General features: G+C 65.3%; 3 protein-coding genes. All 3 read left to right on the top strand.

Translation table 11 applies throughout. The features are described 5' to 3' along the window. The coding region (locus AC1D00_RS40530; RefSeq protein WP_477014564.1) for an AMP-binding enzyme at positions 1-634 on the top strand (634 nt) is incomplete at its 5' end. 9 nt (positions 635-643) lie between these two features. Then, a complete protein-coding gene (locus AC1D00_RS40535) occupies positions 644-1,111 on the top strand; it encodes a MarR family transcriptional regulator (protein WP_477014565.1) in 468 nt (155 codons plus the stop codon). Between the two features lie 112 nt (positions 1,112-1,223). Then, positions 1,224-1,545 (top strand): nuclear transport factor 2 family protein (locus AC1D00_RS40540; protein WP_477014566.1); only part of this gene is annotated, 322 nt, incomplete at its 3' end.

Raw genomic sequence — 1,545 nt, forward strand, 5'->3', positions numbered from 1 at the left:
CGGCATCGACGCGCATGAAGTGTTCGGCCAGACCGAGTGCAATCTCGTGATCGGCAGCAACTCCAACCTGTTTCCGATCCGGCCCGGGGCGATGGGCAAGGCGACGCCGGGCTTCGACGTCCGTATCGTCAACGACAAGGGCGAGGAGCTGCCCACGGGGCAGCGCGGCATCATCGGCGTGCGCCAGCCGTGCCCCGTCACCATGCTCGAATACTGGCGCAATCCGGAGGCGACCGCGAAGAAATATGCCGGCGAATTCCTGCTCACCGGCGATCTCGGCGTGCAGGATGAGGACGGCTATTTCTGGTACGTCAGCCGCGAGGACGACGTCATCACCACCGCCGGCTATCGCGTCGGCCCGTCCGAGATCGAGCACACGCTGATGAAGCATCCGTCGGTGGCGATGGCCGCGGTGGTCGGCATTCCCGATCCGATCCGCACGGAGTCGATCAAGGCCTGGATCGTGCTGCGTCCGGGTTTTGCCGGCAGCGACGCGCTCGCGCGCGAGATCCAGGAGTTCGTGAAGGTGCAGCTCGCCGCGCACGAATATCCGCGCTTTGTGGAGTTCGCCGAGACGCTGCCGATGACGGCGACCGGCAAGGTGCTGCGGCGCGAACTGCGGGCGAAGGGTTAGATTCTTACAATGGCAAAGACGTCTCAAGCCGCGGGGCTTCACCGCGCCTCACTTGCGAAGCTGCACGATCTGGATGCGGCGCTGGAGCTCATGTATTACGGCTGGCGCGGGATGACGCTGGAGGCCGACGACTATCTTGCAAAGCAGGGCCTGTCGCGCCCCCACCATCGCATCCTCTACGTGGTGGCGCGCCGGCCCGACATCGCGATCGGCGCGCTGATCGAGATCCTCGGCATTTCCAAGCAGGCGTTGAACCGGCCGCTCAACCTGCTGCTGGAGCGCAAGCTCCTGACGTCGAAGCGTTCGCCCGAGCAGCATCGCTCCAAGCTGCTGCGCCTGACGGACGCCGGGAAACGTATCGAGCAAAGGGCATCGGACCATGAGCGCARGGTCCTGCGCGCGGCGTTCGATCGCGCCGGGGCGCCGGGGGCAGCGGCGTGGATGGCCGTCATGGGGGCGATCGCCGACAACAATTGACGGTGCCTCAAGTCAACGTAGTTGACATGAGGGGCGAGCTTTGCCACTTTCCCGGCAACGAGCCAGGGGAGGGCCGCGTCATGGGCGGACGGAAGCCATGAGCGCTCAAGAGATGAGCGCTCAAGACACGAGTGCAAAGCTGGATCGCGCAGCCGCCGAACGCTTCGTCGCGGCATGGTGCGCGAACTGGTGCAGGGTCGATATCGACGCGGTCGTCGCGCATTTTGCCGACAACGCGCAGATGCGCAGTCCTCTGGCATTGACGCTGACCGGTTCCCCCGTCGTCACCGGGGCGGAGAACATCCGCGCCTACTGGCGGAAAGCCTACGGCCACATTGAAAGCGCCGACCTGAAGATCCTGAACTGGAGCTGGGACGACACGATCGCGCGGCTGACGGTGTGGTGGCAACTCGGCGACACGCGCGCCAGCGAGT

The sequence above is a fragment of the Bradyrhizobium sp. P2_E8 genome, assembly GCF_056403875.1.